At 72.5% G+C, this 24,054-nt stretch carries 21 protein-coding genes and 1 pseudogene; 14 read left to right on the top strand and 8 right to left on the bottom strand.

The window, feature by feature from the left end:
- Positions 1–140 precede the first annotated feature (140 nt).
- From RM704_RS00810 to RM704_RS00790, 5 genes are all read left to right on the top strand, one after another.
- Positions 141–1,535 (top strand): ABC transporter substrate-binding protein, encoded by a 1,395-nt coding sequence (locus RM704_RS00810; protein ID WP_033528714.1) that lies wholly within the window; start codon positions 141–143, stop codon positions 1,533–1,535.
- Between the two features lies 1 nt (position 1,536).
- The gene (locus RM704_RS00805; RefSeq protein WP_033528713.1) at positions 1,537–2,457 is read left to right on the top strand and encodes a carbohydrate ABC transporter permease; all 921 of its coding nucleotides are present in this window, start codon (positions 1,537–1,539) and stop codon (positions 2,455–2,457) included.
- Positions 2,454–3,383 (top strand): carbohydrate ABC transporter permease, encoded by a 930-nt coding sequence (locus RM704_RS00800; protein ID WP_033528712.1) that lies wholly within the window; start codon positions 2,454–2,456, stop codon positions 3,381–3,383. The genes RM704_RS00805 and RM704_RS00800 overlap by 4 nt, the downstream gene beginning before the upstream one ends.
- Before the next feature lie 56 nt (positions 3,384–3,439).
- Positions 3,440–5,578, top strand: coding sequence for a beta-galactosidase (locus RM704_RS00795; RefSeq protein WP_033528711.1), 2,139 nt, complete (start codon positions 3,440–3,442; stop codon positions 5,576–5,578).
- 144 nt (positions 5,579–5,722) lie between these two features.
- The gene (locus tag RM704_RS00790; RefSeq protein ID WP_052146162.1) at positions 5,723–6,364 is read left to right on the top strand and encodes a DUF6461 domain-containing protein; all 642 of its coding nucleotides are present in this window, start codon (positions 5,723–5,725) and stop codon (positions 6,362–6,364) included.
- On the opposite strand, the gene RM704_RS00785 is transcribed toward RM704_RS00790, so the two are convergent.
- The 3 genes and pseudogenes from RM704_RS00785 to RM704_RS00775 all read right to left on the bottom strand — a co-directional run bounded on the left by RM704_RS00785 (position 6,330) and on the right by RM704_RS00775 (position 7,683).
- Positions 6,330–6,833 carry an HAD domain-containing protein gene (locus RM704_RS00785; protein ID WP_033528710.1) on the bottom strand — a complete coding sequence of 168 codons (504 nt, stop codon included), beginning with the start codon at positions 6,831–6,833 and terminating at the stop codon, positions 6,330–6,332. The genes RM704_RS00790 and RM704_RS00785 overlap by 35 nt on opposite strands.
- A 125-nt stretch (positions 6,834–6,958) precedes the next feature.
- Positions 6,959–7,186: pseudogene (locus tag RM704_RS00780) on the bottom strand (helix-turn-helix domain-containing protein); the annotation flags it as partial.
- Positions 7,186–7,683: a DUF2975 domain-containing protein gene (locus tag RM704_RS00775; protein WP_033528709.1), complete on the bottom strand. Its 498-nt coding sequence runs from the start codon at positions 7,681–7,683 to the stop codon at positions 7,186–7,188. The gene RM704_RS00775 and the pseudogene RM704_RS00780, both read right to left, overlap by 1 nt.
- Before the next feature lie 280 nt (positions 7,684–7,963).
- Between RM704_RS00775 and RM704_RS00770 the strand changes: the two genes are divergently transcribed.
- From RM704_RS00770 to RM704_RS00760, 3 genes are all read left to right on the top strand, one after another.
- Entirely contained in the window at positions 7,964–8,626 is a 663-nt protein-coding gene (locus tag RM704_RS00770; protein ID WP_078937230.1) for a lysophospholipid acyltransferase family protein, read from the top strand.
- A gap of 75 nt (positions 8,627–8,701) precedes the next feature.
- Positions 8,702–9,667 carry a LysR family transcriptional regulator gene (locus RM704_RS00765; RefSeq protein WP_311588696.1) on the top strand — a complete coding sequence of 322 codons (966 nt, stop codon included), beginning with the start codon at positions 8,702–8,704 and terminating at the stop codon, positions 9,665–9,667.
- A gap of 353 nt (positions 9,668–10,020) precedes the next feature.
- Positions 10,021–11,694: an ABC-F family ATP-binding cassette domain-containing protein gene (locus RM704_RS00760; protein WP_033528707.1), complete on the top strand. Its 1,674-nt coding sequence runs from the start codon at positions 10,021–10,023 to the stop codon at positions 11,692–11,694.
- Between the two features lie 36 nt (positions 11,695–11,730).
- Here the strand turns inward: RM704_RS00760 and RM704_RS00755 are convergent, their stop codons facing one another.
- From RM704_RS00755 to RM704_RS00740, 4 genes are all read right to left on the bottom strand, one after another.
- Positions 11,731–12,492, bottom strand: a complete 762-nt coding sequence (locus RM704_RS00755; RefSeq protein WP_033528706.1) for a carbonic anhydrase family protein — start codon at positions 12,490–12,492, stop codon at positions 11,731–11,733.
- 160 nt (positions 12,493–12,652) lie between these two features.
- The gene (locus RM704_RS00750; RefSeq protein WP_311588692.1) at positions 12,653–13,387 is read right to left on the bottom strand and encodes a 2-phosphosulfolactate phosphatase; all 735 of its coding nucleotides are present in this window, start codon (positions 13,385–13,387) and stop codon (positions 12,653–12,655) included.
- A gap of 360 nt (positions 13,388–13,747) precedes the next feature.
- The gene (locus RM704_RS00745; RefSeq protein WP_157856723.1) at positions 13,748–13,885 is read right to left on the bottom strand and encodes a hypothetical protein; all 138 of its coding nucleotides are present in this window, start codon (positions 13,883–13,885) and stop codon (positions 13,748–13,750) included.
- Positions 13,886–13,898: 13 nt separating this feature from the next.
- Positions 13,899–14,621 (bottom strand): alpha/beta fold hydrolase, encoded by a 723-nt coding sequence (locus RM704_RS00740; RefSeq protein ID WP_052146161.1) that lies wholly within the window; start codon positions 14,619–14,621, stop codon positions 13,899–13,901.
- Between the two features lie 204 nt (positions 14,622–14,825).
- On the opposite strand from RM704_RS00740, the gene RM704_RS00735 reads away from it, so the two are divergent.
- The 4 genes from RM704_RS00735 to RM704_RS00720 all read left to right on the top strand — a co-directional run bounded on the left by RM704_RS00735 (position 14,826) and on the right by RM704_RS00720 (position 19,707).
- Entirely contained in the window at positions 14,826–15,926 is a 1,101-nt protein-coding gene (locus RM704_RS00735) for a serine hydrolase domain-containing protein (protein ID WP_311588690.1), read from the top strand.
- A gap of 81 nt (positions 15,927–16,007) precedes the next feature.
- Complete coding sequence (locus RM704_RS00730; RefSeq protein WP_033528705.1) at positions 16,008–17,216, top strand: RNA ligase; 1,209 nt, start codon at positions 16,008–16,010, stop codon at positions 17,214–17,216.
- Positions 17,217–17,218: 2 nt separating this feature from the next.
- Positions 17,219–18,139, top strand: coding sequence for a phosphatase domain-containing protein (locus RM704_RS00725; RefSeq protein ID WP_311588687.1), 921 nt, complete (start codon positions 17,219–17,221; stop codon positions 18,137–18,139).
- 143 nt (positions 18,140–18,282) lie between these two features.
- The gene (locus RM704_RS00720; RefSeq protein ID WP_033528704.1) at positions 18,283–19,707 is read left to right on the top strand and encodes a DEAD/DEAH box helicase; all 1,425 of its coding nucleotides are present in this window, start codon (positions 18,283–18,285) and stop codon (positions 19,705–19,707) included.
- 17 nt (positions 19,708–19,724) lie between these two features.
- On the opposite strand, the gene RM704_RS00715 is transcribed toward RM704_RS00720, so the two are convergent.
- Positions 19,725–22,712, bottom strand: a complete 2,988-nt coding sequence (locus tag RM704_RS00715; protein WP_037657904.1) for an ATP-binding protein — start codon at positions 22,710–22,712, stop codon at positions 19,725–19,727.
- A gap of 207 nt (positions 22,713–22,919) precedes the next feature.
- Between RM704_RS00715 and RM704_RS00710 the strand changes: the two genes are divergently transcribed.
- Positions 22,920–23,411: a pyridoxamine 5'-phosphate oxidase family protein gene (locus RM704_RS00710; protein ID WP_052146187.1), complete on the top strand. Its 492-nt coding sequence runs from the start codon at positions 22,920–22,922 to the stop codon at positions 23,409–23,411.
- A 102-nt stretch (positions 23,412–23,513) separates the two neighbouring features.
- Positions 23,514–23,990 carry an iron chaperone gene (locus tag RM704_RS00705; RefSeq protein WP_033528703.1) on the top strand — a complete coding sequence of 159 codons (477 nt, stop codon included), beginning with the start codon at positions 23,514–23,516 and terminating at the stop codon, positions 23,988–23,990.
- Positions 23,991–24,054 lie beyond the last annotated feature (64 nt).

Below are 24,054 nucleotides of genomic sequence, written 5' to 3'. Positions count from 1 at the left end.
GACCAAGTCGGTCAGCCGCGCCGGGGCGCGTCGCGTCGCGCCCCGACAGCCCCCACAGCCCCAGCCCCCACAGCCCGCACGTCTCCGTACGTCCGTCTCGGGCGTGCCGCCATCACCCTCGCCACCAGCCGGAGTTCACCATGCCCAGAAACGCGTTCACAGCCGCATCCTCCTCTCCCATGAGCCGTCGGCTGTTCCTCACCACCACGGGTGCCCTGTCGCTCGGGGCGGCCCTGACCGCCTGCGGCGGCGGTGACTCCTCCGGCTCCTCCGGCTCGGCCGCGCCCGTCAGCCAGGCCGACATCGACAAGGCGATGAAGACGCCGACCGAGCTGACGTTCTGGACCTGGGTCCCGAACATCGCCAAGGAGATCGCGCTCTTCGAGAAGAAGTACCCGGCCGTCAAGGTGAAGGTCGTCAACGCCGGTCAGGGCACCCCGCAGTACACCAAGCTGCGCACGGCGCTGAAGGCCGGCAGCGGCGCCCCGGACATGGTGCAGATGGAGTACCAGGCGATCCCGACGTTCACCATCACCGACAGCCTGCTGGACCTGCGCCCGTACGGGGCCGCCGAGTTGAAGGACCGGTTCGTCGACTGGACGTGGGGGCAGGTCAGCGGCGCCAAGGGCGAGGTGTGGGCGATCCCGCAGGACACGGGCCCCATGGGTCTGCTCTACCGCAAGGACATCTTCGACAAGCACGGCATCGAGGTGCCGGGCACCTGGGACGAGTTCGCCGAGGCCGCGCGCAAGCTCCACGAGGCCGACCCCGACGTCTACCTCACCAACCTCGCGGCCAACCAGCCCGCCGCCTGGCACGGACTGCTCTGGCAGGCCGGTGCCAAGCCGTACGCCACCTCCGGCAAGAGCGACATCACCATCAGCGTCGACGACGCCGTCTCCGAGAAGCTCGGCGCCTACTGGGGCGGGCTGGCGAAGGAGGGCGTGATCAGCACCGACCCGGACTTCACCGACGGCTGGTACGCCGGCCTGAACAAGGGCAAGTACGCCACCTGGATCACCGCCGCCTGGGGCCCCGCCTTCCTCTCCGGCTCCGCCAAGGCCACCGCCGGCAAGTGGCGCGCGGCCCCGCTCCCCCAGTGGGACGCGGCCGAGCCCAAGGCGGGCAACTGGGGCGGCTCCACCACCGCCGTCATCCGCTCCACCAAGAACCCCGTCGCGGCGGCAGTGTTCGCGCAGTTCCTCAACAGCGACCCGGCCACCGCCAAGATGTTCGCCACCGAGCAGTTCTTCTTCCCGGCGACCAAGGCCCTGCTCACCGACCAGGAGTTCGTGTCGGACGCGCCGTCCTTCTACGGCGGCCAGAAGGTCAACCAGGTCTTCGCCGACATCAGCGCCACCGTCGACCCCTCCTTCCAGTGGCCGCCGTTCCTCGACCAGGCGGCGACCGACTGGACCGAGACCGTCGGCAAGTCCCTCGCCGACAAGTCCGACACGGTCGCCGCCCTCGGCACCTGGCAGTCACGGATGACCACGTACGCCAAGAACCAGGGCTTCACCGTCCAGGGGAGCTGACATGGCCGTCGCCACCCCGTCCACCGCCGAGGACCGCTCCCGGCCGGGCCGCCCGCGCCGCCACCGCTCGGCGGGACCGCTCTTCGTCGCACCGTTCCTGGTGCTGTTCGTCCTGCTCTTCCTCGCCCCGCTCGGCTACGCCGCCTATCTGAGCCTCTTCCAGACGCGTCTGATCGGCGGGACGGTCTTCGTCGGCCTCGACAACTACGTCCAGGCCTTCGGCGACTCCCAGTTCCTGCACGGCGTCGGCCGGGTGGCGCTGTTCTTCGTCGTCCAGGTCCCCGTGATGCTGCTGCTCGCCCTGCTGTTCGCGCTCGCGCTCGACAGCGGTCTGCTGCGCCTGGCCCGGGTGATCCGGCTGGGCATCTTCGTCCCGTACGCCGTGCCCAGCGTGGTCGCCGCGCTCATGTGGGGCTATCTGTACGGCCCGGACTTCGGCCCGTTCGCCCAGCTGAGCCGGAACCTGGACCTGCCGGTCCCGCGCTTCCTCAGTGAGGGCTGGATGCTCGGCAGCCTGGCGAACATCGTCACCTGGGAGTTCGTCGGCTACAACATGATCATCCTGTACGCCGCCCTGCGCACCGTCCCGCACGAGCTGTACGAGGCGGCCGCGATGGACGGCGCCGGGGCCTGGCGCATCGCCTGGTCGATCAAACTCCCCGCGCTCCGCCCGGCGTTGCTGCTCACCCTGCTGTTCTCCGTGATCGGCAGCTTCCAGCTGTTCAACGAGCCGAACCTGCTGATGAAGATCGCCCCGGACGTCATCAGCAGCTCCTACACCGCCAACCTCTACGCCTACTCCCTCGCCTTCACCGGCCAGCAGGTCAACTACGCGGCCACGGTGTCCTTCCTCCTCGGCCTGGTCATCGTGATCGCCTCCTACGGCGTCCTGCTCACCGCGAACCGCAGGAGGACCCCGTGACCACGACGATCCCCGCGCCCCCGGTGACCGGGACCGCCAAGAAGCCGGCGCGCCTCACCCACCGCAGGGCGAGCCCGGCCCGCCGCAGCAACCCGCTCACGATCGCCATGCTGGCGGCCCTCGCCTACTTCCTGCTGCCCCTGTTCTGGCTGCTGATCGCCTCGACCAAGAGCACCCAGGACCTGTTCAACAGCTTCGGCCTGTGGTTCTCCGACGCCCCGCAGCTGCTGACGAACATCAAGGAGACGCTCACCCAGGACGACGGCGTCTTCGTGCGCTGGCTGCTCAACACGGTCGTGTACGCGGGGGTCAGCGCGGTCGGGGCCGCGCTGCTCGCGGCGGCGGCCGGGTACGGGTTCGCCAAGTTCCGGTTCCGCGGCGACCGGGCCGCCTTCAACCTCATCCTCGGCGCCGTCATGGTCCCGACCACCGCGCTGGCCATCCCGACCTATCTGCTGTTCGCGCAGGCGGGCCTGGCCAACACCCCCTGGGCGATCATCCTGCCGTCCCTCGTCAACCCGTTCGGCCTGTACCTGATGCGCGTCTACGCCGCGGACTCCGTCCCCGACAGCATTCTGGAGGCCGCCCGGATCGACGGTGCCGGAGAGGCCCGGATCTTCTTCCGGATCGCCCTGCGGCTGATGGCTCCCGGGGTGGTGACGGTACTGCTGTTCACGCTGGTGGCGACCTGGAACAACTACTTCCTGCCGCTGATCATGCTCAACGACCCCGACCTGTACCCGATCACCGTGGGCCTGGCCTCGTGGGCCGCGCAGGCCCAGAACGGCGGGGCGGGCGCCAGCAGCGACATGCTCGCGCTGGTCGTGACCGGTTCCCTGATCTCGATCGTCCCGCTGGTCGTGGCGTTCCTGATGCTGCAGCGCTACTGGCAGAGCGGTCTGGCCACCGGCGGGGTCAAACAGTAGGGCCCACCGCCCTCGTCCCACTCCCCCCTCACCCTTTCTCTCGGAGGTTTCCCTTCATGGCGGCTCTGCCTGCCCGCGTCCTGTTCGGCGCCGCGTACTACCACGAATACCAGCCGTACGAACGGCCCGCCGAGCGGCTCAAGACCGACCTGGACCTGATGGCCGACGCCCATGTGACCGTGATCCGGGTCGGCGAGTCGGTGTGGTCCACGTGGGAGCCGGAGAACGGGACGTTCGATCTCGACTGGCTCCAGCCCGTCCTGGACGGCGCCCACGAGCGCGGCATCTCCGTGGTGCTCGGCACCCCGACGTACGCCGTACCGCCATGGCTGGCCCGCCAGTACCCGGAGCTCACCGGCGAGCGGCGCACCGGCGAGCGCATCGGCTGGGGCGCCCGGCAGGAGGTGGACTTCACCCACCCGGCGTTCCGCTTCCACGCCGAACGGATCATCCGCAAGGTGGTGGGCCGGTACGCCGACCACCCCGCCGTCATCGGCTTCCAGGTCGACAACGAGCCCGGTCTGCACCTCTTCCACAACCACGGCGTCTTCCAGCGCTTCGTGGACCACCTGCGCGCGAAGTACGGCGACGTGGAGACCCTCAACCGGGAGTGGGGGCTCGTCTACTGGTCGCACCGGCTGTCGACGTGGGCCGACCTGTGGACCCCGGACGGCAACGAACAGCCCCAGTACGACGTCGCGTGGCGGGAGTTCCAGGCCCGGCAGGTCACCGAGTTCATCGGCTGGCAGGCCGACCTCGTGCGCGAGTACGCCCGGCCCGAGCAGTTCGTCACCACCTGCATCTCCTACACCCGCCAGGGGGTGGAGGACGACGAGCTGACCGACCGTCTCGACATCGCCTCCGGCAACCCGTACTACGACATGCAGGACGGACTGCTGCTCCCCGACCCCACGCCCGACGGCCACGAGCAGAAGTGGAAGACGACCGGGGTGTGGGCGCTGTACCAGACCGCCGACTGGATGTTCTCCTCCCGCCAGGAGCCGTTCCTCGTCACCGAGACCAACGCCGGCTCGATCGGCATGGCCTGGGACAACCGCCCCGGCTACGACGGACAGTGGCGGCAGGCGGCCTGGGCACTCGTCGCGCGCGGCGCCCGGATGATCGAGTACTGGCACTGGCACACCCTGCACTTCGGCGCCGAGACCTACTGGGGCGGCATCCTCCCCCACACCGGGCAGCCCGGCCGTACGTACGCCGAACTCGCCCGTCTCGGCGCGGAGTTCGAGGCGGCCGGTCCGCTCGTCGCCGGTCTCGAACCGGACGCCGACATCACCCTGGTGTACTCCACGCCCAGCAAGTGGCTGATGCAGAAGTACCCGCCGCTCGCCACGCCGGACGGCGCACCGGACCCCACCGCCTACCACCGGATCTTCGACCCGTTCTACCGGGGTGCCTTCGACGCGGGCCGCCAGGTCCGGATCGTCCACGCCCGGCAGTTGCACGACCCTAGCGGGGAGCGGGAGGGCCTGTCGCCGGAGGAGGCGGTCCGCCGCCATCCGGTCCTGGTCGTCCCGGCGCTGTATCTCGCCGCCGACGCCACCCTCGACTGGTTCGCCGCGTACGCCGCGGCCGGTGGCCATCTGGTGCTGAGCCCGCGCACCGGGTACGCCGACCACGAGGCACGGGCCCGTACCGAACCGGCCCCCGGGCGGCTGGCGGCGGCGGCCGGCGTCCACTACGACGAGTTCAGCAACCTGACCGGCGAGATCCCGGTGCGTCCGAGGCCCGACAGCCCGTTCCGGCTGCCGGAGGGCGCGGCGGCGACCCACTGGGCGGACGGACTCACCGTCGACGGCGCCGAGGTGCTGGCCTCGTACGACCACCCGCACTTCGGCCGCTGGCCCGCGCTCACCACGCGCGGGCACGGCGCGGGACGGATCACGTACGTCGGTACGGTGCCCGACCGTCGCCTGGGGCGGGCGCTGGCCGAGTGGCTGGCGCCGGTCGCGCGCCACGGCTGGGCGGAGCTGCCGGAGTCGGTCACCGCGACCACCGGCACGGCGGCGGACGGGCGGCGCGTCCACATCGTCCACAACTGGAGCTGGGAGCCCGCGAGCGTCCCGGCCCCGACCGATCTCACCGACGCGCTGGACGACTCGTCCGTCGCGGCGGGCACGGCAGTGGAACTCGGCCCCTGGGACGTACGGGTCCTCGCTTCCACCGACCTCGACTAGGAGAAGCCTTGGGGCGGGGCCAACTGCGCCGTCCACCCCAAGTCGGCGCAGCTGCCGGGCGGGGCGGCTGGTCGCGTCGTTCGTCGTTCGGTAGCGCGCCCGGAACCTCGACCGCGTCCCGGCGGGGACTGCCAGGATGGTCCGATGACTGACGGACTCCGCTGGGTGTGCCAGGCATACCCGCTCGGCCACACCCTCGTCTTCGGTGAGGGTCTGGCACCGGAGCAGGTGCTCCTGCGGCTCGGTGCGCGGCCCGAGTCGCTGTTCCCGCTGACCCGTGACGAGGCCCAGGAGATCGAGGTCCGCAACGCCGCCGACGAGCCCTTCGACCTCGACCACCTCGACGGCCTGGACGTGGAGGCGGTCGAGGAACGGGGGTTCCTGCGGCCGGAGGTCGACGCCGTGCTCCGGGCGGGGGCGATCGAAGGCTGGGCCTTCGCGGTCCAGGCCTCCACCTCGTACGTCTCCGCCCGCGACTACCTGCCCGCGCTCTCCCGTGGAACCCGTGTCGTCACCGTCTGCCGGGACGTGAACGCCACGCAACGGGTCGAGTACGCCGTCGACGGGCGGGTCCTGTCCTCCTTCGACCCCGGCCTCCCCGCCTACGACGACGGCGTCGACCCGTCGGCGCTCGCCTGGCCGACCGACAGGAGCGTGACCGCGCCCGAGGTCATGGAGTGGCTGGAGCACCGCTTCGGGCTGTGGCTGCCCACGGCCTCCGAGCATCTGCGGCTGCCGGCGGCGGCGTTCGTCACCCGGCGCGCAACCAGCCCTGGAACACCGTGAAATCCGCGGCGGTCAGCCCCCTTTCGGGTTCGACGCGGTGCAGGAGGGCCCGCCCCGGGTGATGCCGCGCCACCCAGACGCGGTCGAGATCGGTGATCTCGTCGTCGACCCAGATGAACGACCGTCCGGCGGCCGCGCGGACGAGTGCTCGGGTCTTCCAGTGCAGCAGATCCCCCCGGTCCTCCTCCGGCGCCTCCGGCAGTTCCACGACGGGCCAACGTGGCAGCCCGAGCAGCGGGGCTATCACCTCGTTGGCGTCGTCCATCCACGCGGTGGCCCACATCGGCTCGCAGGTCAGCCGCAGCAGGCGCGGCCCGTGCGCGCGGTCGATCTTCGCCAGTTGAGGGTTCGACGTGTGCTGCCAGTCGACCCACTCCTCGGCGGCCGAGGGGAGCCGTCCGCCGCCGTAGGGCAGGAGTGTTCCGTCGACGTCCAGGAAGAGCAGCGGGTGTGGCGCGTGAGCGGTCATGGCCGCGCTCCGGCCGTGGTGCCGTCGGTGGGCGTGAAGCCGTCGGTGGCCGCGAGCCTGTCGGGGTCGGACATGCGGTCGGGGTCGGAGCTCTGGTCGGCGTCCGGAGGGTGACCGGTGTCCGAAGGGCGACCGGTGTCCGAAGGGTGGTCGGTCTCCCAGCGGAGCAGGTCGCCCGGCTGGCATTCGAGCACCTCGCAGAGCGCGGCGAGGGTGGTGAAGCGGACGGCCTTGGCGCGGCCGTTCTTGAGCACCGCCAGGTTGGCGGGGGTGATACCGACGCGTTCCGCGAGTTCGCCCACGGACATCTTCCGCCTGGCCAGCATCACGTCTATGTCGACGGCGATCGGCATCAGATCACCTCGGCCAGCTCGGCCCGCATCCGCGTCGCCTCGGCGTCACGGTTGACGGCCTGCGCGAGCAGCATCCGCAGGACGAGGACGATGAGCGCCATCCCCAGCACCGCCAGACCGACGCCGCCGAGCAGGAGCACGACGCCGGGGGCCACCGCCTCGCCCGGCGCCAGGACCACACCGAGCGCGAACACCAGGAGCGCCGCCGCCACCATCGCGCCGATCACGCCGTGCACGTACCGGAAGGCCGCGTGGGAGAAGACCGTGTCCCGCCGGACCATCGTCACCAGCCGCCACACACAGACGAGGACGACCTGGACGGTCACCACGCCGAGGACCACGATCACGAGCGTCGGCGTCCGGACATGGGCCACATCCGCGTCGAGCCCTTCCAGATCCGCGGCCAACAGCGGCACCATCACCGCCTGCACGAACGCCGAGCCGACGAACAACCCCACGATCACGGCCCGCAATGCCAGCACCGTCAGCTTCCCCACGACACCCTCCTCCACCTCACTCGACCAACGATAGAAATCTATCGAAAATCGATAGGACAGGCAAGATGTCACCGTGACGGCTACGCGGAGGCACGCGGTCCGGCGACCTCGCGCTCTGGTGTTGATGGCGATCAGACAGTCGCCGTACTCCCGGAGGATCCAGTCCCGTGCCCCGACTCTGGGTATCAGCACCCGCGAAGGTGAGTACGCGCACTCAAGATCCCGGGCCGCGGGCGCCCCGACGATGGGGGTCCTGCTGGTCGAGATCGGGAGAGACCTCATGTTCAGCCGCCTCGCCGACGTCCTGGTGCCCGCCGTCGGACGTCTCACGGTGACCACCGATGCCGGATCCGTCTGGACACCGGGCAGCATCGTCGTCGCGAACCACACCTCCCTCGCCGATCCCGCGATCGTGCTCGCCGCGCTGCACCGCCTCGGCATCGAGCCGGTCGCCATGGGCGCCGCCGGCCTGTGGCGGATCCCCCTGCTGGGCCGCGCGCTCACCCGCGAGGGGTACATCCCGGTGCACCGGAGGGACCCACGCGCCGCCGACGCGCTCGATCTCGCCGCCGCCGCACTGGCGCGGGGCCGGACGGTCCTCATCTACGCCGAGGGCGGGATCCCGGTCCGCAAGGACGCCGCCGAGGCCGCGCCCGGGGCGTTCCGCAGCGGCCTGACCCGGCTCGCGGCACGCACCGGAGCCCCCGTCGTCCCCGTCGGCCAGGCCGGGGCCCGCCGGGTCACCTCCGGCAACACGGCCAAGCAGGTGGCGGGGCTGTTCACCGCTCCCCTGCGCCGCCCCGCGCTCCATGTCCACGTCGGGGCGCCCCTCTCCCTCACCGACGACCACACGTCGAACACTCTGCAGGCGCACGCCGCGGTGACCGCCGCCTGGCGCACGGCCGCCGCCCGCCTCGGTGAACCGGCCGCGCTCGCCGCGTGACGGAGGAGCCGCACCAGCGGGACGCTGCCCGGGGCGACCCCATGCTATCGTTAGCATAGACAAGGTGCGGCGCGGTTGTCGCGAGGCAGGAGCGCGGACGATGATCGCGGCACGGGATTCCGCGAACACGAGGAGCCGACGGTGGAACTGCGCTGGCTGACATCGTTCGTGGCGGTCGCCGAGGACCTGCATTTCGGGCATGCCGCCGACCGGCTCTATCTCGCCCCGTCGGCCTTGAGCGCCCAGATCAAGGCGCTGGAGACCGAGCTGGGCGTGCGGCTCGTCGACCGTGGCCGCCGCTCCCGGATCCGGCTGACCGGCGCGGGCGAGCTCTTCCTGACCGAGGCCCGGCTGACCCTGGCCCAGGTCGCGAAGGCCGAGGCCGTGGGCCGACGGGCGGGCCGGGGCGAGCTGGGCGAGGCCGAGATCGCGTACGTCGCCTCCGCCGCGTTCTCGGGTGTGCTCACCCGGGTGCTGGCCGACTGCGCGCGGCACGAGCAGGACGTGACCGTACGGGTGCGGGAGATGGAGACGCCGGCCCAGCTGGAGGCGCTCGGCTCGGGCCGCATCGACGTGGGCTTTCTGCGGTGGCGGCCGGAGTACCCGCCGGACCTGACGGCCGTCTGCCTGCTGACGGAGGAGATGGTGCTGGCCCTCCCCGAGGAGCACCGGCTGAGCGCCCTGGAGGCCGTGCCCGCCGCGGAGCTGACCGGGGAACGGTTCGTGGTGCCCCACTTCGACGAGGAGCACGGCTTCCGCGACCAGATCAACGAGGTGGCGGACATCGGCGGCTTCCAGGCCCGACTCGCGCCACCCGTCAAGGACTTCGTCGCCGCCCTGACGCTCGTGGGCGGCGGCCTGGGTGTCGCCCTCGTACCGGACTCGGTGCGGTGCGTGCGGATGCCCGGCGTGGCCCATCGCCCCCTCGCCGACGTCTCACTCACCACCCGCCTCGTCGGCGTCCACCGCCGTGACGAGACCTCCCCCGCCGTCCGCCGGGTCGTCCGCCGCCTGCGCGCGGCAGCCGAAGAGGCCGGCTGAGGCCGACACCACGGTCGGGTCCCGCCCGTGGCCCGCGAAGCGCCTCGTCACACATGCGCCCCGCCCCCGTCCCCCTTCCCGGGGGCTCGATATTCGGTGGCCGTCCGGTTCAGCGCGTGGCTACGCTCGTCGAATGATTGACGTCCTCTACCTCTGACCGGGCCAGGGCTCCGCTCCTCACCTGTGTGACGAGTCGGGAGCCACGAGTTCGCCCGCGACCCCCCGCTCCATGTCGGGCCGGGTCGTACGTCAGAGTTTCGGTGCGCTCCCCCAGTGGCCCAAGTGGTCCCAGTGGTCCCAGTGATTCCACCGGTCCCAGGGGTGACGTGTGCCTCCTTGTGGAGGAAGAGAACGTGACTGTCCCTACCCTGCCTGCCCGCGACCGGGCTCAGTTGACCTGTACCGGCGTCCGCGTCGACCGCGGCGGTCGACGGGTGCTGCACGACGTGGAGATGAAGGTGTCCCCGGGAACGCGCTGGGGCGTGGTCGGCGAGAACGGGCGCGGCAAGTCGACCCTGTTGCATGTCCTGGCCGGTGCCCTGATTCCCGACGAGGGGGAGGTCCAGCGGGTCGGCACCCTCGCGCTGGCCGAGCAGGAGACGCCGGCCGAGGACGGGCGCACGGTCGGCGACGTCGTCGACGAGCACCTCGTCGACACCCGTGCCGCACTACGGCGACTGGACGCGACCACGGCGGCGTTGGCCGAGGGGCGGCCCGGCGCCGAGGACGCGTACACCGACGCGCTGGAGGCCGCGCGGGCGCTGGACGCCTGGGACGCCGACCGCCGGGTCGACGTCGCCCTCGCCGGGCTCGGCGCGGTCGGTGACCGGACCCGCCCGCTCGCCACGCTCTCCGTCGGTCAGCGCCACCGGATCCGGCTGGCGTGTCTGCTGGGTGCCGAGTACGACTTCCTGTTGCTGGACGAGCCGACCAACCATCTCGATCTGGCGGGGCTGGAGTACCTGACCGCCAGGCTGCGTGCCCACTCCGGAGGTGTGGTCGTGGTCAGCCACGACCGTGCGCTGCTGTCCGACGTGGCCACCACGATCCTCGACCTCGACCCCACGCGGGACGGCCGGCCGCGGGTCCACGGCGGTGGCTACGCCGGCTATCGCGAGGGCCGAGAGGCCGAACTCGTTCGGTGGGAGGCGGAGTACGAGCAGCAGCGGACCGAACAGGCCCGCCTCGGGGAGGCGTTGTCGGAGGCCCGGAACCGGCTGATCACGGGTTGGCGCCCGGACAAGGGCACCGGCAAGCACCAACGCGCCACCCGGGCCGGCGCGCTGGCCCGCTCCGTGCACCGCCGCCAGGACGAGCTGGAACGCCACCAGGTCACCGCGCCCGTACCGCCACGGCGTTTCCACATGCCCGAACTTCCCGTCCGCACCGGCGTCCTGCTGCTGCGCGCCCAGGAGGTGAGTGTCCGGGACAGACTGCGCCGGCCGACGACCTTGGAGGTGGCGTCCGGCGACCGGCTGGCCGTCACCGGGGCGAACGGGGCGGGCAAGTCCACGCTCCTGTCGGTCCTGGCCGGGCAGGTCGCCCCGACCACGGGCCGGGTGCACCGGGCGCGCCAGGTACGGGTGCACCTGCTGGGGCAGGAGTCGCCGCACCCGACCCGGCGACCGGCCCGTGACCTGTACGAGAGGCACACCGCTCGGCTGGTGACGACCGGGGCCCTCACGGAGGGCGAGGTCGTGGGGCTCGGAGCGCTGGGTCTGCTCGGTTCCCGCGACGCCGAGAAGCCGGTGGCGGAGTTGTCGACGGGGCAGCAGCGGCGGCTCGACCTCGCCCTGGCGCTCGCCACCCGGCCGCACGTCCTGCTGCTGGACGAGCCGACCAACCACCTGTCCATCGCCCTGGTCGACGAACTCACCGAGGCCCTGCACACCACGGACGCGGCCGTCGTCGTCGCCACACACGACCGGCAGCTGCGACGCGACATCCGGGGCTGGCCCCGGCTGGCGGTCTCCGCGTACGAGGGGGCCGGCGTTCCGGGCCACGCGTCGGGCCACCCGCACTCCTGACCACGGTCGGCGCGGCGGGTACGGCCCGCCGCGCCGTCACCACCACCGGTGGCGGTCGCCGACGATGCGCCGGTCACCGAGGGGCTGTACGGCGCGGGCGTTGCCCTCGGGGAAGACCGTCCGGTAGTGGGCCAGCGCGGTGGCGGAGGCCTGGACGGGGTGGGTCAGCACGATCCAGCGCACTCCGGGGGTGTAGGGGCAGACGGTGGTGGAGCCGAGGTAGCGATACGACTCGGTGCAGGACGGCAGCAGCGCGTCGAGTTCGACGCCGGGGACCTCCCAGCGTTCCGCGGCGCGGCGTGCCGAGGTGAGCAGGCGGTCGAGGGAGTCGTTGGCCCGGCCCGGGTGCACGAAGACGCCGACGACCGCGAACCCGCTGTCCTTCCCCGCTCCGGCCGCGCCGTCCTCATCGGTCACCCGCCGGTACCTCATGTGCTGTTCCATCGGGAACGCCACGCCCGAGACGGTGTGCTCGGACGGCGTGTGCCAGTGCACGTCGACCAGTTCGTAGCGGTCCGCGCCCACCCGCACCCGGCACTCCCCGCCGGGTGGTGGCACGGCCTTCACGGTCCCCTCGTCGTCCCGCACGCAGTCGGGCCGGCCATTCCGCAGGGGTCCGGTCTCGGCCCGATGGTGGTCAGGGTCGTCGAAGTGCAGTTCCAGGTCGAGCGTCGTCGGGTGGGCGAAGCGCAGGGGCGGCAGCGCGGCATGGTCGACATCCAGCGGGCGGATGTCGACCGGGCTCTGCTCGCCGTACGAACGGCCGACGGCGGACGACGCGGGCGCGGTCAGGGACATGGGAGAACACCTTCAGGTGGGGCGGGAGTTGGGGTCCGGACGCACCGCATCCCTCCCCCTGACACCGCGCCGGAACGCGCAGGCTCACCCACCCTGATGAACAGGCGGCCCGGCCTTGACGCACGAAGGGCACGGACGCCCTGCCGACTGCGCGGTCCCCTCAGAGGGGGGCGCCCTCCGTCGGCGCAGGCACGTCACACGGACGCAGGACCATGAGCGGGCCCTCCAGGGTCGCCACCATGGCGAAGGGGAACCGGTCGAGCTCCAGACAGAGGGCGACGTCATCGGGATGGACCCCTTGACGCACGCCTTCCGCCAGCTCGGCCGCGGCCCGCGACCCGGCGGCACGGCGGAGGAAGTCAGCGGCGTCCGTCCCGGCGCCGGGCGCGGCGCCGGCGGCCCCCTCCCCGTCCCCGGAGGCTCTGCGGGCGATGTACTGGGCGCAGGCCAGATCCTCGTCGGCCCGCCCGTCCTCGCCGGTGACCACGAACGTGACGCCGTCGTGCCCGCGCGTCCGCAGGACCCGCGCCGTGGCCTCCGCCACCACGAAGGCGGCGCACAGCACCAACGAGGCGTCCTTCACGGCGAGCGCGCCCACCGTCCCCGCCGTGGTCTTCTGGATGACGGTCCGTCCGCCGAGATCCATGGACCGCATCAGGCCCGGCGAGTTGACGGCGTCGAATCCGGGCGCCGGCGGACCGTCCTTGAGCGTCACCCAGTCGGGGTGACCGGCCTTGAGCGCCAAGGCGTCGTCGAGCGACTCGGCGAGAACGATCTTCTCCGCGCCCTGGGCGAACGCCCAGGCGGCCACGGTGAAAGCGCGCATGACGTCGACCACCACCGCCACGGTCGGAGCTTCGCGCAGCTCGGGGATGCCGACGAAACGAGCGTTCATTCTGATCATGATCGTGCACATCGACCTCGCAGCAGCCAGAGAGTGACGCACACCACAGTCAGAAGTTCCCGGGACGCGCGGTCCAGCCGAACGCGTCCCCGCCTCAGGACCACAGTGCGCGCAACGCGGCGTTGACGGTGGTCGGTTGCTGGATGTGGGGGTTGGTAGCTGCTCGCCAAGGAGTGCACACGAGGCCGAATTAGCTCGATCGTGTGATGGTCCGCTTGCGGGCTTGCGGTGCCCTGGGCTGATCGGGCTAACGTGATCGTGCGACCTGGGACACCGGGTACGGCGTCAGCGTGCGGGGCCCCTGCTCCACCAGAGGATGGTTCGGGGCCTCCCCGTCGCCTTTGGCCGTACTCAATTGGCCAGGTCGCGCAGGGAACTGGCCTCCCGGGCCCGGACCACGCACAGGATGCGTGTCGCCACCCCGGAGTAGAGAACGCCGGGGACCAGCTCGCCCAAGACCGTTCGGGGCGCGCGGCTGAACGGACTCACTCCCGCTCAGTCCTTAGGAACGGTAGAAGCCCGGGACCCGGAGCAGGCGGGCGTGGAGCGCGTCGGACACCGCCTCGGCGCAGGCGATCAGTGCCTCACCGACGTACGCGCGGTACTGCTCCGGCGCGTCCTGCCAGGTCCCGCAGATCACCAGCGTCGGCCAGGGTGCCGCACGCAGCGGTTCCAGCGGCCCCGCCGCCTCCCAGACGGGGCGTTCGCGCATGGACGTGGCCACGGCTCGGAGCCGCCGCGGGGTCGGTTCGGGCATGGTCATGCCGATGCCCTCCGTGGAGGCGCGCAGAAACTGCTCCGGCGTCACCGACTCCGGGACCGTGGGCCCTTCCCGCACCCGCCGCATCATGGCGTCGATCACCGGGTGCCCGGCCGCCGCGGCGAACGCGGAGGGCTGGATCAGGGTCAGGGAGCGCACGAGGTCGGGGCGGCCTCCGGCGGCCAGCATGGCGGCCAGGCCGCCGTTGCCGTGCCCGACCAGGTGCGCCCCGCCGTCCTGGGCCGTCAGCACGTCCACCAGGTCGTCCGCGTCGGTGTCGAAGTCGCCGCGTACGGTGTCGGGGCTGTCGCCGTAGCCCCGGCGGTCCACCAGGAGCAGTCGGTGGCGGTCGGCCAACGGCCGCTGGGCGGCGAAGCCGTACGTCTCGTCGCTGCCCCAGGTGAAGCTGTTGTGCACGAAGACGGCGGGGGTGCCCGCGCCCTCGGTCTCGTCCCACACCGTCACGTGGATCGGCGTCCACGGCGGACCTTCCTTCCGTTGCGGGGTGGCGGCGCGCCTACCGCCACTACCCAGCCGAGTCGGCGACGACGACGGGCGGGAACGGCTTGTGCGGGGCGAGATCCGTCTGATCAAGTTCCCGGAGCGGCAGGCCCGGCGGGACCGCAACCAGAACGAGGGGCGGGGCCGGGAGCAGAAGAAGGGAGAGGCGTGAGGGTGTCGGAGTGTCCGGAGTGGGGCGGGGGCGCGCTGGAGGGTAGGGGCCGTCGGCGCGGGGATCCGTGGCGGGGGGTGGACCAGGAGGAGTTGGCGCGGGCCGTGCGCGAGCAGGCCGTGCGCGCGGTGGCCGGCGTGGACGACATGGCGTCGTATCTCGCGGCCCAGGTGGCGGACGCGTCCCATCGCGAGGTGGTGGGGCCGCTCCTCGACGGCGGTGGCGCCAGTGGCGTCGTGGTGCGGCGGGGCGAGGTCATCGCCTCGTGGGGCGATCCGACGCGTACGGAGATGGCGTACAGCGCGACGAAGAGCGTGCTGTCGCTGGTGGCGGGCGTCGCCTTCGACGACGGCCTGTTGCGGCTGGACGAGCCGGTCGCCGACTCGGTCCCTCTGCCCCAGTTCGCCGACTCCCACGGGCGCGCGATCACTTGGCGGCATCTGCTCGCCCAGACCAGTCAGTGGGAGGGCGAGCTGTGGGGCAAACCGACGCGCGTCGACGCCCAGAGCACGCGTGAGGGAACGGAGTCGGCGGGCGGACCGCCCGGCGCGGGCTGGGCCTACAACGACGTCCGGGTGAACCTCACCGCGCTCGCGCTCACGGTCCTGACGGGCCGCTCCCTGCCGGACCTCCTGCGCGAGCGGATCATGACGCCGATCGGCGCGTCCGACGGTTGGTCCTGGCACGGCTACGGCACCTCCGTGGCCGAGATCGACGGCGTACGGGTGCCCGTGGTGTCCGGTGGCGCGCACTGGGGCGGCGGCCTGTGGATCAGCGCTCTCGATCTGGCCCGCGTCGGTCAACTCTGCCTGCGAGCCGGGGCGTGGGGCGAGCGGCGGGTCCTCTCACGGCGGTGGATCGAGCAGTCGTGGACACCCTGCCGGGTCAAGCCGAACTACGGCCTGTCGTGGTGGCTGAACGACGACCGCACGGTCTGGCCCTCGGCGCCCGCGACCGGCCGCTGCGCCCGGGGCAACGGCGGCAACCATCTGCTGTGGGTCGACCCGGCGCGCGACCTGGTGATCAGCTCTCGCTGGGGCGCGGAGGTCGAGACGCTGCTGGCAAGGGTGTCACGTGCGGTGGCACCCGGCGGATGAGCTGCGGCGCTCCACCGAAAATCGGTGGGCCCGGGGCCGCCCCCCACGTGACAATCAGGAGCCAGCAAGGGGAGGAACACCATGAGCCAGGCACACCTGACTCTTCATGAGCTGCTGCCGCCGGAGGAGCTCGCGGCGGCGCTCGAAGCGGGGCACGTCACGCGCAAGTCGCACCCGGAACTGCCGTTGTCCATCTACACGTACACGAGGACATGTCAGTACGAGCGGGTGTGGAACCGCGTGACCACGCGCTGCCGGGGCCTCGTGGCCGACGACGGCACCGGGGAGATCGTCGCGCTGCCGCTGCCGAAGTTCTTCAACGTCGGTGAGCACGAGTCCGGTCAGCCCTACGCCCCGAGCCTCCCGGACGAGCCGTTCGAGGTGTACGACAAGGTCGACGGCAGTCTGGCGGTGGTGTTCCACTACGCGGGCCGGTGGCGGGTCGCGTCCAAGGGGTCGTTCGTGAGCGTGCAGGCCACCTGGGCGCAGCGACTGCTCGACGCCAAGGACACGTCCGGTCTCGTGCCCGGGGTGACCTACCTGGCCGAGATCCTGTACCCGGAGAACCGGATCGTCGTCGACTACGGCGACCGTCGGGACGTGGTGCTGCTGGCCGCGTTCGCCAAGGACGGCACCGAAGTCCCCCTGGCGGAGGCCGCCGTGGGGTGGCGGGGCATCGGCTCGGTCGTCACCGTCCGGCCCGCCGTGCCGCTCGCCGAGCTGCTGGCGATGACGGAGGGCAACCGGCTGCCCGGCGGCCTGACGGCCACGGGAACCGACGCGGAGGGCTTCGTCCTGCGCTTCGCCTCGGGTGTACGGGCCAAGGCCAAGTTCGCCGAGTACGTGCGGCTCCACAAGGTGCTGACCGGTGTGACCGAGCGGGACATCTGGCGCGGTCACGGCATCCAGCGGTTCGCGGGGCTGCCCGCCAAGCAGGTGGCGCAGGCGCTGAACTGCTCGGCCGAGGACGTCGTCGCGTCCGGCGGGCGGCCGCTGGACGCGCTGCTGGAGCAGGTGCCCGACGAGTTCGACGCCTGGGTGCGCGGGGTCGTCGCGGGCATCGACAAACAGGTCGAGGACCGCGAGCGGGCGATCGACAAGGCGTTCCGTTCACTCGCGCATCTCGCGGGCGACCGGGGCGCGTTCGCCCGCGCGGTGCGGGAACTGCCCGACGCGGCCGTGCGCCCCGCCATGTTCCAGCGCCTGGACGGACGCCCGACCGTCCTCGTGACGTACCGTTCCACCCGGCCGGAGGCGGCCGACCCCTTCAAGAACGACGAGGAGAACTGACCGTGCCCGTGGTACACGTCATGACGGGGCTGCCCGCCTCGGGGAAGACGACGGCCGCGCGCGAGCTGCAGGCGGAGTCCGGGGGCCGGATGCGCCGGGTCAACCTCGACGATCTGCGGGCGATGCTCGACGTCCCGCTGCCGGAGGGGGCCGAGCGTCGGTCGTACGCGCACGAGCAGACCGTGCTGGCGATCCAGGACGCGGCGGTGCGCGCGGCCGTCGACGGCGGTTTCGACGTCGTCGTGGACAACACGCACATGACCCCGCACATCCCCAAGCGGCTGAAGGCTGCCGTGGCGGGGCTGGCCACGTTCGTGGTGCACGACTTCACCGACGTACCGGTGGAGGAGTGCCTGCGGCGCGACGCCGAGCGGGAGCGGCCGGTCGGCGAGGAGATCATCCGGATCCTCGCCGACAAGCACGAGAAGTCCCGCAGGGGCGGCTGGCGACTCACGGCGGAGTGGCTGAACGACGAGCCCGCCGTCGAGCCGTACACCGCGGACCCGGCGCTCCCCTCGGCGGTCATGTGCGACATCGACGGCACGCTCGCCATCCGGGGCGACCGGGGTGCCTACGACTTCACGCGCTGCGAGGAGGATCTGCTCAACGTGTCGGTGCGCGGCGCGCTGCGCTCCTTCCGCAGCGCCGACGGCGATGTCGTCGTCCTGCTCTCCGGGCGCGGCGAGGAGCACCGCGCCCGGACGGAGGCGTGGCTGCGCGCCCACGAGGTGCCGTACGACGAGCTGTGGATGCGGGCGGCCGGCGACCAACGTCGCGACGACGTGGTGAAGGCGGAGCTCTTCGACCGGCATGTGCGGCACCGCTTCGCGGTACGGGTCTCCCTCGACGACCGGGACCGGGTCGTCGCCGTGTGGCGGCGGATGGGGCTGCCGACCTGGCAGGTCAACTACGGCAACTTCTAGTGCCGCGGCAGAGGGCGAGCGGGCGGGGCGGCCCGTGGGTGCCCGCTGGTAAAATGGGGGCACGCTTCGACACCGCCGGGGCCCGTACCGAGGGGTACGGGCCCCGGCGCGTTCCGGGCGACCACACCAGGAAGGGTTCCCCATTGAACGCGAAGCCGCCGTCCTCGGCCTCCGGGCTCTCCGCCGCCGACCCGCTCCGGCACGCCACCGAGCCGTGGGACGAGTCCTCGACGCCGGAGGCGGTGTCCGGGGAGCTGCCGCCGGCGGAGTCCTTCGACGCGCTCGGGCTGCCGCCGGAGCTGCTGCGGACCATGACCGAGCTCGGGGTGCGGGAGCCGTTCCCGATCCAGGCGGCGACGCTGCCTCACGCGCTGGCCGGCCGTGACGTCCTCGGCCGGGCGCGGACCGGCTCGGGAAAGACGCTGGCGTTCGGGCTCGCGCTGCTGGTCCGGACGGCCGGGTCGCGGGCGGAGTCCAAGCGGCCCCTGGCACTGGTCCTGGTGCCGACCCGGGAGCTCGCGCAGCAGGTGAGCGACGCGCTGACGCCGTACGCGCGGACCCTGGGGGTGCGGCTGGCGACGGTGGTCGGCGGGCTGTCGATCAACAAGCAGCAGGCGCTGCTGCGGACCGGCGCCGAGGTGGTCGTGGCGACCCCGGGACGGCTGGCCGACCTGATCTCGCGCCGTGACTGCCACCTCGACCGGGTCCGGATCACGGTGCTGGACGAGGCGGACCAGATGTGCGACCTGGGCTTCCTGCCGCAGGTCTCGGAGATCCTGGACCAGGTCCGTCCCGACGGGCAACGGCTGCTGTTCTCCGCCACCCTCGACCGCGATGTCGACCAGCTGGTCCGCGACCACCTGCACGATCCGGTGCTCGCCTCCGTCGACCGGGTCGCGGGCTCGGTCACCACGATGGAACACCATGTGCTGAACATCCACCCCGCCGACAAGTACGCGACCGCGACCGAGATCGCCGCGCGGGACGGCCGGGTGCTGATGTTCCTCGACACCAAGGCCGGGGTGGACCAGTTCACCCGCCATCTGCGGGCCAGTGGCGTACGGGCCGCCGCCCTGCACAGCGGCAAGTCGCAGCCCCAACGCACGCACACGCTGGGGCAGTTCAAGGACGGTGCGGTCACCGTGCTGGTGGCCACCAACGTCGCGGCCCGGGGCATCCACATCGAGGCGCTCGACCTCGTCGTCAACGTGGACCCGCCCGCCGACGCCAAGGACTATCTGCACCGCGGCGGGCGCACGGCGCGCGCCGGGGAGTCCGGGAAGGTCGTCACCCTGGTCACACCCAACCAGCGGCGCGACGTCAACCGGATGATGTCCGAGGCCAAAATCCGGCCGACGGTCACCCAAGTGCGGTCCGGCGAGGCGCAGTTGAGCGCCATCACCGGGGCCAGGCGGCCACCGACCGGGACGAGGACCAGCGGTGGCAACGCGCCCTTCCGTGGTCTCGGCACCCGGCCGGGCCGCCCCGCGAAGGAGTCCCGCAAGGCCGCCGAGGCGCGGAAGGCGGCGGAGGCCCGCGCGGCCGCCCGGGTGCGCAAGGGCCGCTGACACCCGCGCACCGACGTTCAGGAGCCGGGGGCCAGGCCGAGGGCGGCGAGGGCGGCCCTGCCGGTGGCGGTGTGATCGCCTCCGGCGAGGAGGAGGGTGCGGGCCGACTGGTAGGGGCAGCCCGCGGCGTCGAACGCCGTCGCGGCGGCGAGTTGACCGGACAGGTCGCCGTCCAGGAGCGCCTGCGCCCGGTCCAGTTGGGCGGTGGCGACCGGGTTGCCCGCGACCAGGTGCCGGGCTGCGGCGACCCGCGCGCGGGCCTCCGGGTGGCCGACGAGCACCGAGGCCTCGACGCGCAGGCCCACGTACCAGTGGTGCCAGATCCAGGAGACCCACTTCCACACCTGGTCCGGTTCCGGCGCGACCCGGGCCAGTGCCGCGTCCGGGTCGCCGTCCTGGAGGAGCACCATGGCGTCGAAGACCGCGCCGTAGCCGTGGTGGTGCTCCGACGCCGTACCGGCCTCCTTGACGACCGCCAGCCAGCTCGCCCGCGCCCCGTGGTCGCCGCGCAGGCCGTGGATCATCGCGACGGACGCGGCGGCGGGGCCGAGGGAGAACGACCGCTGCCTGCCGCTGCGGCGCCATGCGTCGAGGAAGCGCTCGCTGCCGGTGAGCACGTCCCTGCCGTTGCCCGCGAAGGCGTCCGCGACCAGCAGCCAGGACGAGGCGTGGTGTTCCACCTCGGCGAGCAGGGGGTGGTCGGCGAGGTGTCTGCCCCACCGGCGGGCCTGCGCCAGCTCGCCCACGCCGAGGGCGGTCCCGGCGGCCATGGCGAGGGCGTCCATCCGCTCCTGCGTGCCGGCGGGGGTGTGCGGCACCGGGGCCAGGACCTCGATCCGGCGTCGGGCGGCGGCCGCCGCGCCGAACGGGTCACCGGCCCAGGTCCGGGCCCCGGACAGCGCGTCGAGAGCGGCGGACTCGGCCACCGGGTCCCCCGCCCGCCGAGCCAGCCGGACGGCCCGCTCGGCACAGGCGACGGTCTCCCCCGCGCTGTTGTCCACGTCCCCTTGAACCGCCCCGAAGGCATCCATGACGACGGCCGCTTCGGCGAGAGCGAGAGCGGCCACGGCGTCAGCCTCGACCTCGACCTCGACCGTCGGATCGGCCGCCGGATCGGGGGGCGGGGAGGTCGACGGATGGGGCACCGGGTCGACGGCGCCGGACAGTCGGCGGGCCGTGGTGAGCAACCCGGTGACCTCGGCAGGCGTGGGGAGATGTGCGAACTCGCTGGAGAAGCGGTACGCGACGGTGGCGGCGGCTGCCAGGTCGCGGGCCGCGCCGGTGGGGTCGCCCGCGCGGCGGGCGGCCTCGGCGGCCGCGCGGTGCAGGCGGTACATGTCATCGCCGAGCCGACGGCAGCCGGCCACCCCGGCGGCCTCCCGCAGCGCCTCGGCAGCGGCGGCGGCACCGTCCGCACCACGACCCGCGCCACGCCCCGCACCAGCCTCGTCCCCCACCGCATCGGCCGCGTCCGCCACCGCGCGGCCCTCGGCGGCCGCGACGCCCCTCGTGTCTCCTCGCCCGGCCCCGTCATCGGCAAGCGCCGCCGCCTGCTCATATCGTTGCTGGCTCTCGCCGAGCAGGTTGCGGGTGAAGGCCAGACCGGCGAGAGCGAGGGCCAGGCGGTGGGCGACCGTGCGGTGGTCCGGGCGGGCGGCGGCCCAGGCGAGGGACGCTCGGAGGTCGTCGGCGACGGCGTCGAAGCGTGCGCGCCAGTCCGGGCCCTCGGCTCCGCTGAGCGCGGTCGCACCGGCCAGGCACCAGGCGACGTGGCGCGATCGCACGTCCGTCAGCTCGTCGGCGCCGGCGAGCCGCTCGGTCCCGTACTGGCGGATGGTCTCCAGCGCCTGGTAGCGGGTGCCGGTCGCGGTCGGTGTCGCGGTGAGCAGGCTCTGTTCGGCGAGTCGGCCCAGCCCGTCGGCGACCGCCGTCGGCTCCAGGGGGGCGAACCCGGCGACGACGCCTGCCGCCTCGGCGGTGAACGGCATGACGAACACCGAGATCCGGCGCAGCAGCGCCCGGTCCGGCGGCTCCAGCAGATCATGGCTCCAGTCGAGCGCGGCCCGTACCGACCGGTGCCGGTCGTCCGCGCGGGGGCCGCCCGCGAGGATGCGCAGCTGGTCGGAGAGGCCGGCGGTGAGACCGTCCAGTCCGAGGGTGGGCCAGCGTGCCGCCGCCAGCTCGATCGCGAGCGCCATACCGTCGAGGCGTTCGCAGATGGCCGCGATCTTGTCGCGCAGGGCCGGTTCCGGTGGCCGACCGACCGCCGCCGCCCGTTCCAGGAAGAGGGTCACGGCCTCCGAGTCGGGGCCGCCGTCCGAGGACAACGGCGGCACCGGGAAGACCCATTCGAACGGCACCATCATGCGAGCGCGGCTCGTCGCGAGCACCCGTAGCCTCGGGCAGGCGACCAGCAGGCGTTCCAGGAAGGGCGCGACACCGTCGCGTATCTGCTCGCAGTTGTCCAGGACCAGCAGCACCTCGCGGTCCGCCAGGGCGGCCAGCACCGATTCCTCGGCGCCGCGCCCCGGTTGTTCGCCCACACCGACGGCCACCGCGACCGCCGCGCCGACCCGCGCCGGGTCGGTGACCGGGGCCAGGTCGACGAACCACACCCCGTCGGCGAAGTCACCGGCCGCGTCCGCCGCCACCGCCAGCGCGAGCCGGGTCTTGCCCACCCCTCCCGGGCCGACCGCCGTGACCAGCCGACGCGTCTTGACCGCCTCGGCCAGTTCGGCGCGTTCACGCACCCGGCCGATGAACGCCGTCAGCGGTGCGGGGAGGACGGCCGCCGGGCGGGGCCGGGCGGCGCGGGCGAGGTCCGCCGCCCGCCGGGAGAGCGCCCTCCGGTCCGGTTCGTCGAGCTTGCGCAGCAGGGCGGAGACATGGGACTCGACCGTGCGCACCGAGATGAACAGGCGCGCGGAGATCTCCGCGTTGCTGAGGTGCTCCCCGAGCAACGCAAGCACTTCGGCTTCCCGAGCCGAGACCACTGGACTGGACACCGGGTCATTATCCGCTGCTCCGTGGTCTCTCAGTGGTGGATTCCGTGCTCACCACGGAGGCGGGCCGTGGCCCCGTCGGGGGAGGCTGTGACCACGGCGAAAGCGCCCGGCGGACACACCGGACGGGTAGCGGCCCCGTCCCCACCCTCGGTGAGCCCCAGCGAGTCAGGAGTGACCATGACCGGTTCGTCCGCCACCCAGTCCGCCATGCAGTCCACGGCCGAGGCAACCGTCCGGTCCGCCACCCGGTCCCCCGGTCCCCGCCCCCGTGCGGTGCGTCGCCGCGACACGGAGCACCGGCTCGCCCATGACGCCGACGTCTGGGTGGCCAGTGCCTCGGTGGACGGTGTGCCGTATCTGGTTCCGCTGTCCTTCGAGTGGGACGGCGAGACGTTGTTGCTGGCGACGCCGGGCGACAGTCCGACGGGCAGGAACCTGGCCGCGACACGGACCACCCGGCTCGGGCTGGGCCCCACCCGCGACGTGACCATGATCGAGGGCGAGGTGGAGGTGCTCCCGCTCGACGCGCTGCCGACGGAGCGGGGGAACCGGTTCGCCGCGCGCACCGGCTTCGATCCCCGGGTCTCGGCCACCTCCTACCACTGGTTCCGTGTCACCCCGATCCGCGTGCAGGCCTGGCGTGAGGCGGACGAGTTGACGGGGCGTGAGCTGATGCGCGGGGGCCGCTGGCTCGACTGACCGGAACCCGCGTCCTTCATCCGAATCGCGGAATCGCGGAATCGCGGCAACAGACAACCACCGGATCGACCAATCATCACTGTGAGAGGAAGGAAAACCGCCATGACGAACACGCGGAAGACCACCCGGAGCGCCGCCGCGGCCGACGAGAAGTTCGACGGGTTCTCAGCCGAGGAGCGCGAGGCGATGAAGGACCACGCGAGGGAGCTGAAGACGTCCGCCCGTCGCGGACCGCGAGCCGCCAAGGCGGACGGGGAGAGCGATGTGCTCGCGAAGATCGCCGCGATGCAGGACGGGGACCGGGTGCTCGCCGAGCGGCTGCACCGGATCGTCGCCACCGTCGCGCCGGACCTCGCGCCGAAGCTCTGGTACGGCATGCCCGCGTACGCCAGGAACGGCAAGGTCGTCTGCTTCTTCCAGAGTGCGCAGAAGTTCAAGACCAGGTACGCCACCCTCGGCTTCAGCGACCAGGCGCACCTCGACGAGGGCACCCTGTGGCCGACCACCTACGCCCTGACCGAGCTGACGGCCGAAACGGAGGCGCGGATCGGAGAACTCGTCCGGAAGGCGGCGGGCTGAAGCCGCGCGCACAAAGAAGCCAACTTCCTTCACCGCAGACCTCCTTGACCACGGTCCCACTCAC

Origin of the sequence: Streptomyces gottesmaniae, assembly GCF_031845845.1 — a bacterium.
Lineage (GTDB): Bacteria > Actinomycetota > Actinomycetes > Streptomycetales > Streptomycetaceae > Streptomyces > Streptomyces akebiae.
Note: the sequence above shows the minus strand (reverse complement) of the source record. Positions and strands in the feature narration are given on the sequence as shown.

Excerpts from the sequence above, each read along its gene's own strand:
- RM704_RS00785 (WP_033528710.1), bottom strand. The coding sequence starts at position 6,833 with ATGACCGCTCACGCGCCACACCCGCTGCTCTTCCTGGACGTCGACGGA.
- RM704_RS00795 (WP_033528711.1), top strand. The coding sequence starts at position 3,440 with ATGGCGGCTCTGCCTGCCCGCGTCCTGTTCGGCGCCGCGTACTACCAC.
- RM704_RS00750 (WP_311588692.1), bottom strand. The coding sequence starts at position 13,387 with ATGAACGCTCGTTTCGTCGGCATCCCCGAGCTGCGCGAAGCTCCGACC.
- RM704_RS00790 (WP_052146162.1), top strand. The coding sequence starts at position 5,723 with ATGACTGACGGACTCCGCTGGGTGTGCCAGGCATACCCGCTCGGCCAC.
- RM704_RS00770 (WP_078937230.1), top strand. The coding sequence starts at position 7,964 with ATGTTCAGCCGCCTCGCCGACGTCCTGGTGCCCGCCGTCGGACGTCTC.
- RM704_RS00810 (WP_033528714.1), top strand. The coding sequence starts at position 141 with ATGCCCAGAAACGCGTTCACAGCCGCATCCTCCTCTCCCATGAGCCGT.
- RM704_RS00805 (WP_033528713.1), top strand. The coding sequence starts at position 1,537 with ATGGCCGTCGCCACCCCGTCCACCGCCGAGGACCGCTCCCGGCCGGGC.
- RM704_RS00710 (WP_052146187.1), top strand. The coding sequence starts at position 22,920 with ATGCAGTCCACGGCCGAGGCAACCGTCCGGTCCGCCACCCGGTCCCCC.
- RM704_RS00705 (WP_033528703.1), top strand. The coding sequence starts at position 23,514 with ATGACGAACACGCGGAAGACCACCCGGAGCGCCGCCGCGGCCGACGAG.
- RM704_RS00755 (WP_033528706.1), bottom strand. The coding sequence starts at position 12,492 with ATGTCCCTGACCGCGCCCGCGTCGTCCGCCGTCGGCCGTTCGTACGGC.
- RM704_RS00730 (WP_033528705.1), top strand. The coding sequence starts at position 16,008 with ATGAGCCAGGCACACCTGACTCTTCATGAGCTGCTGCCGCCGGAGGAG.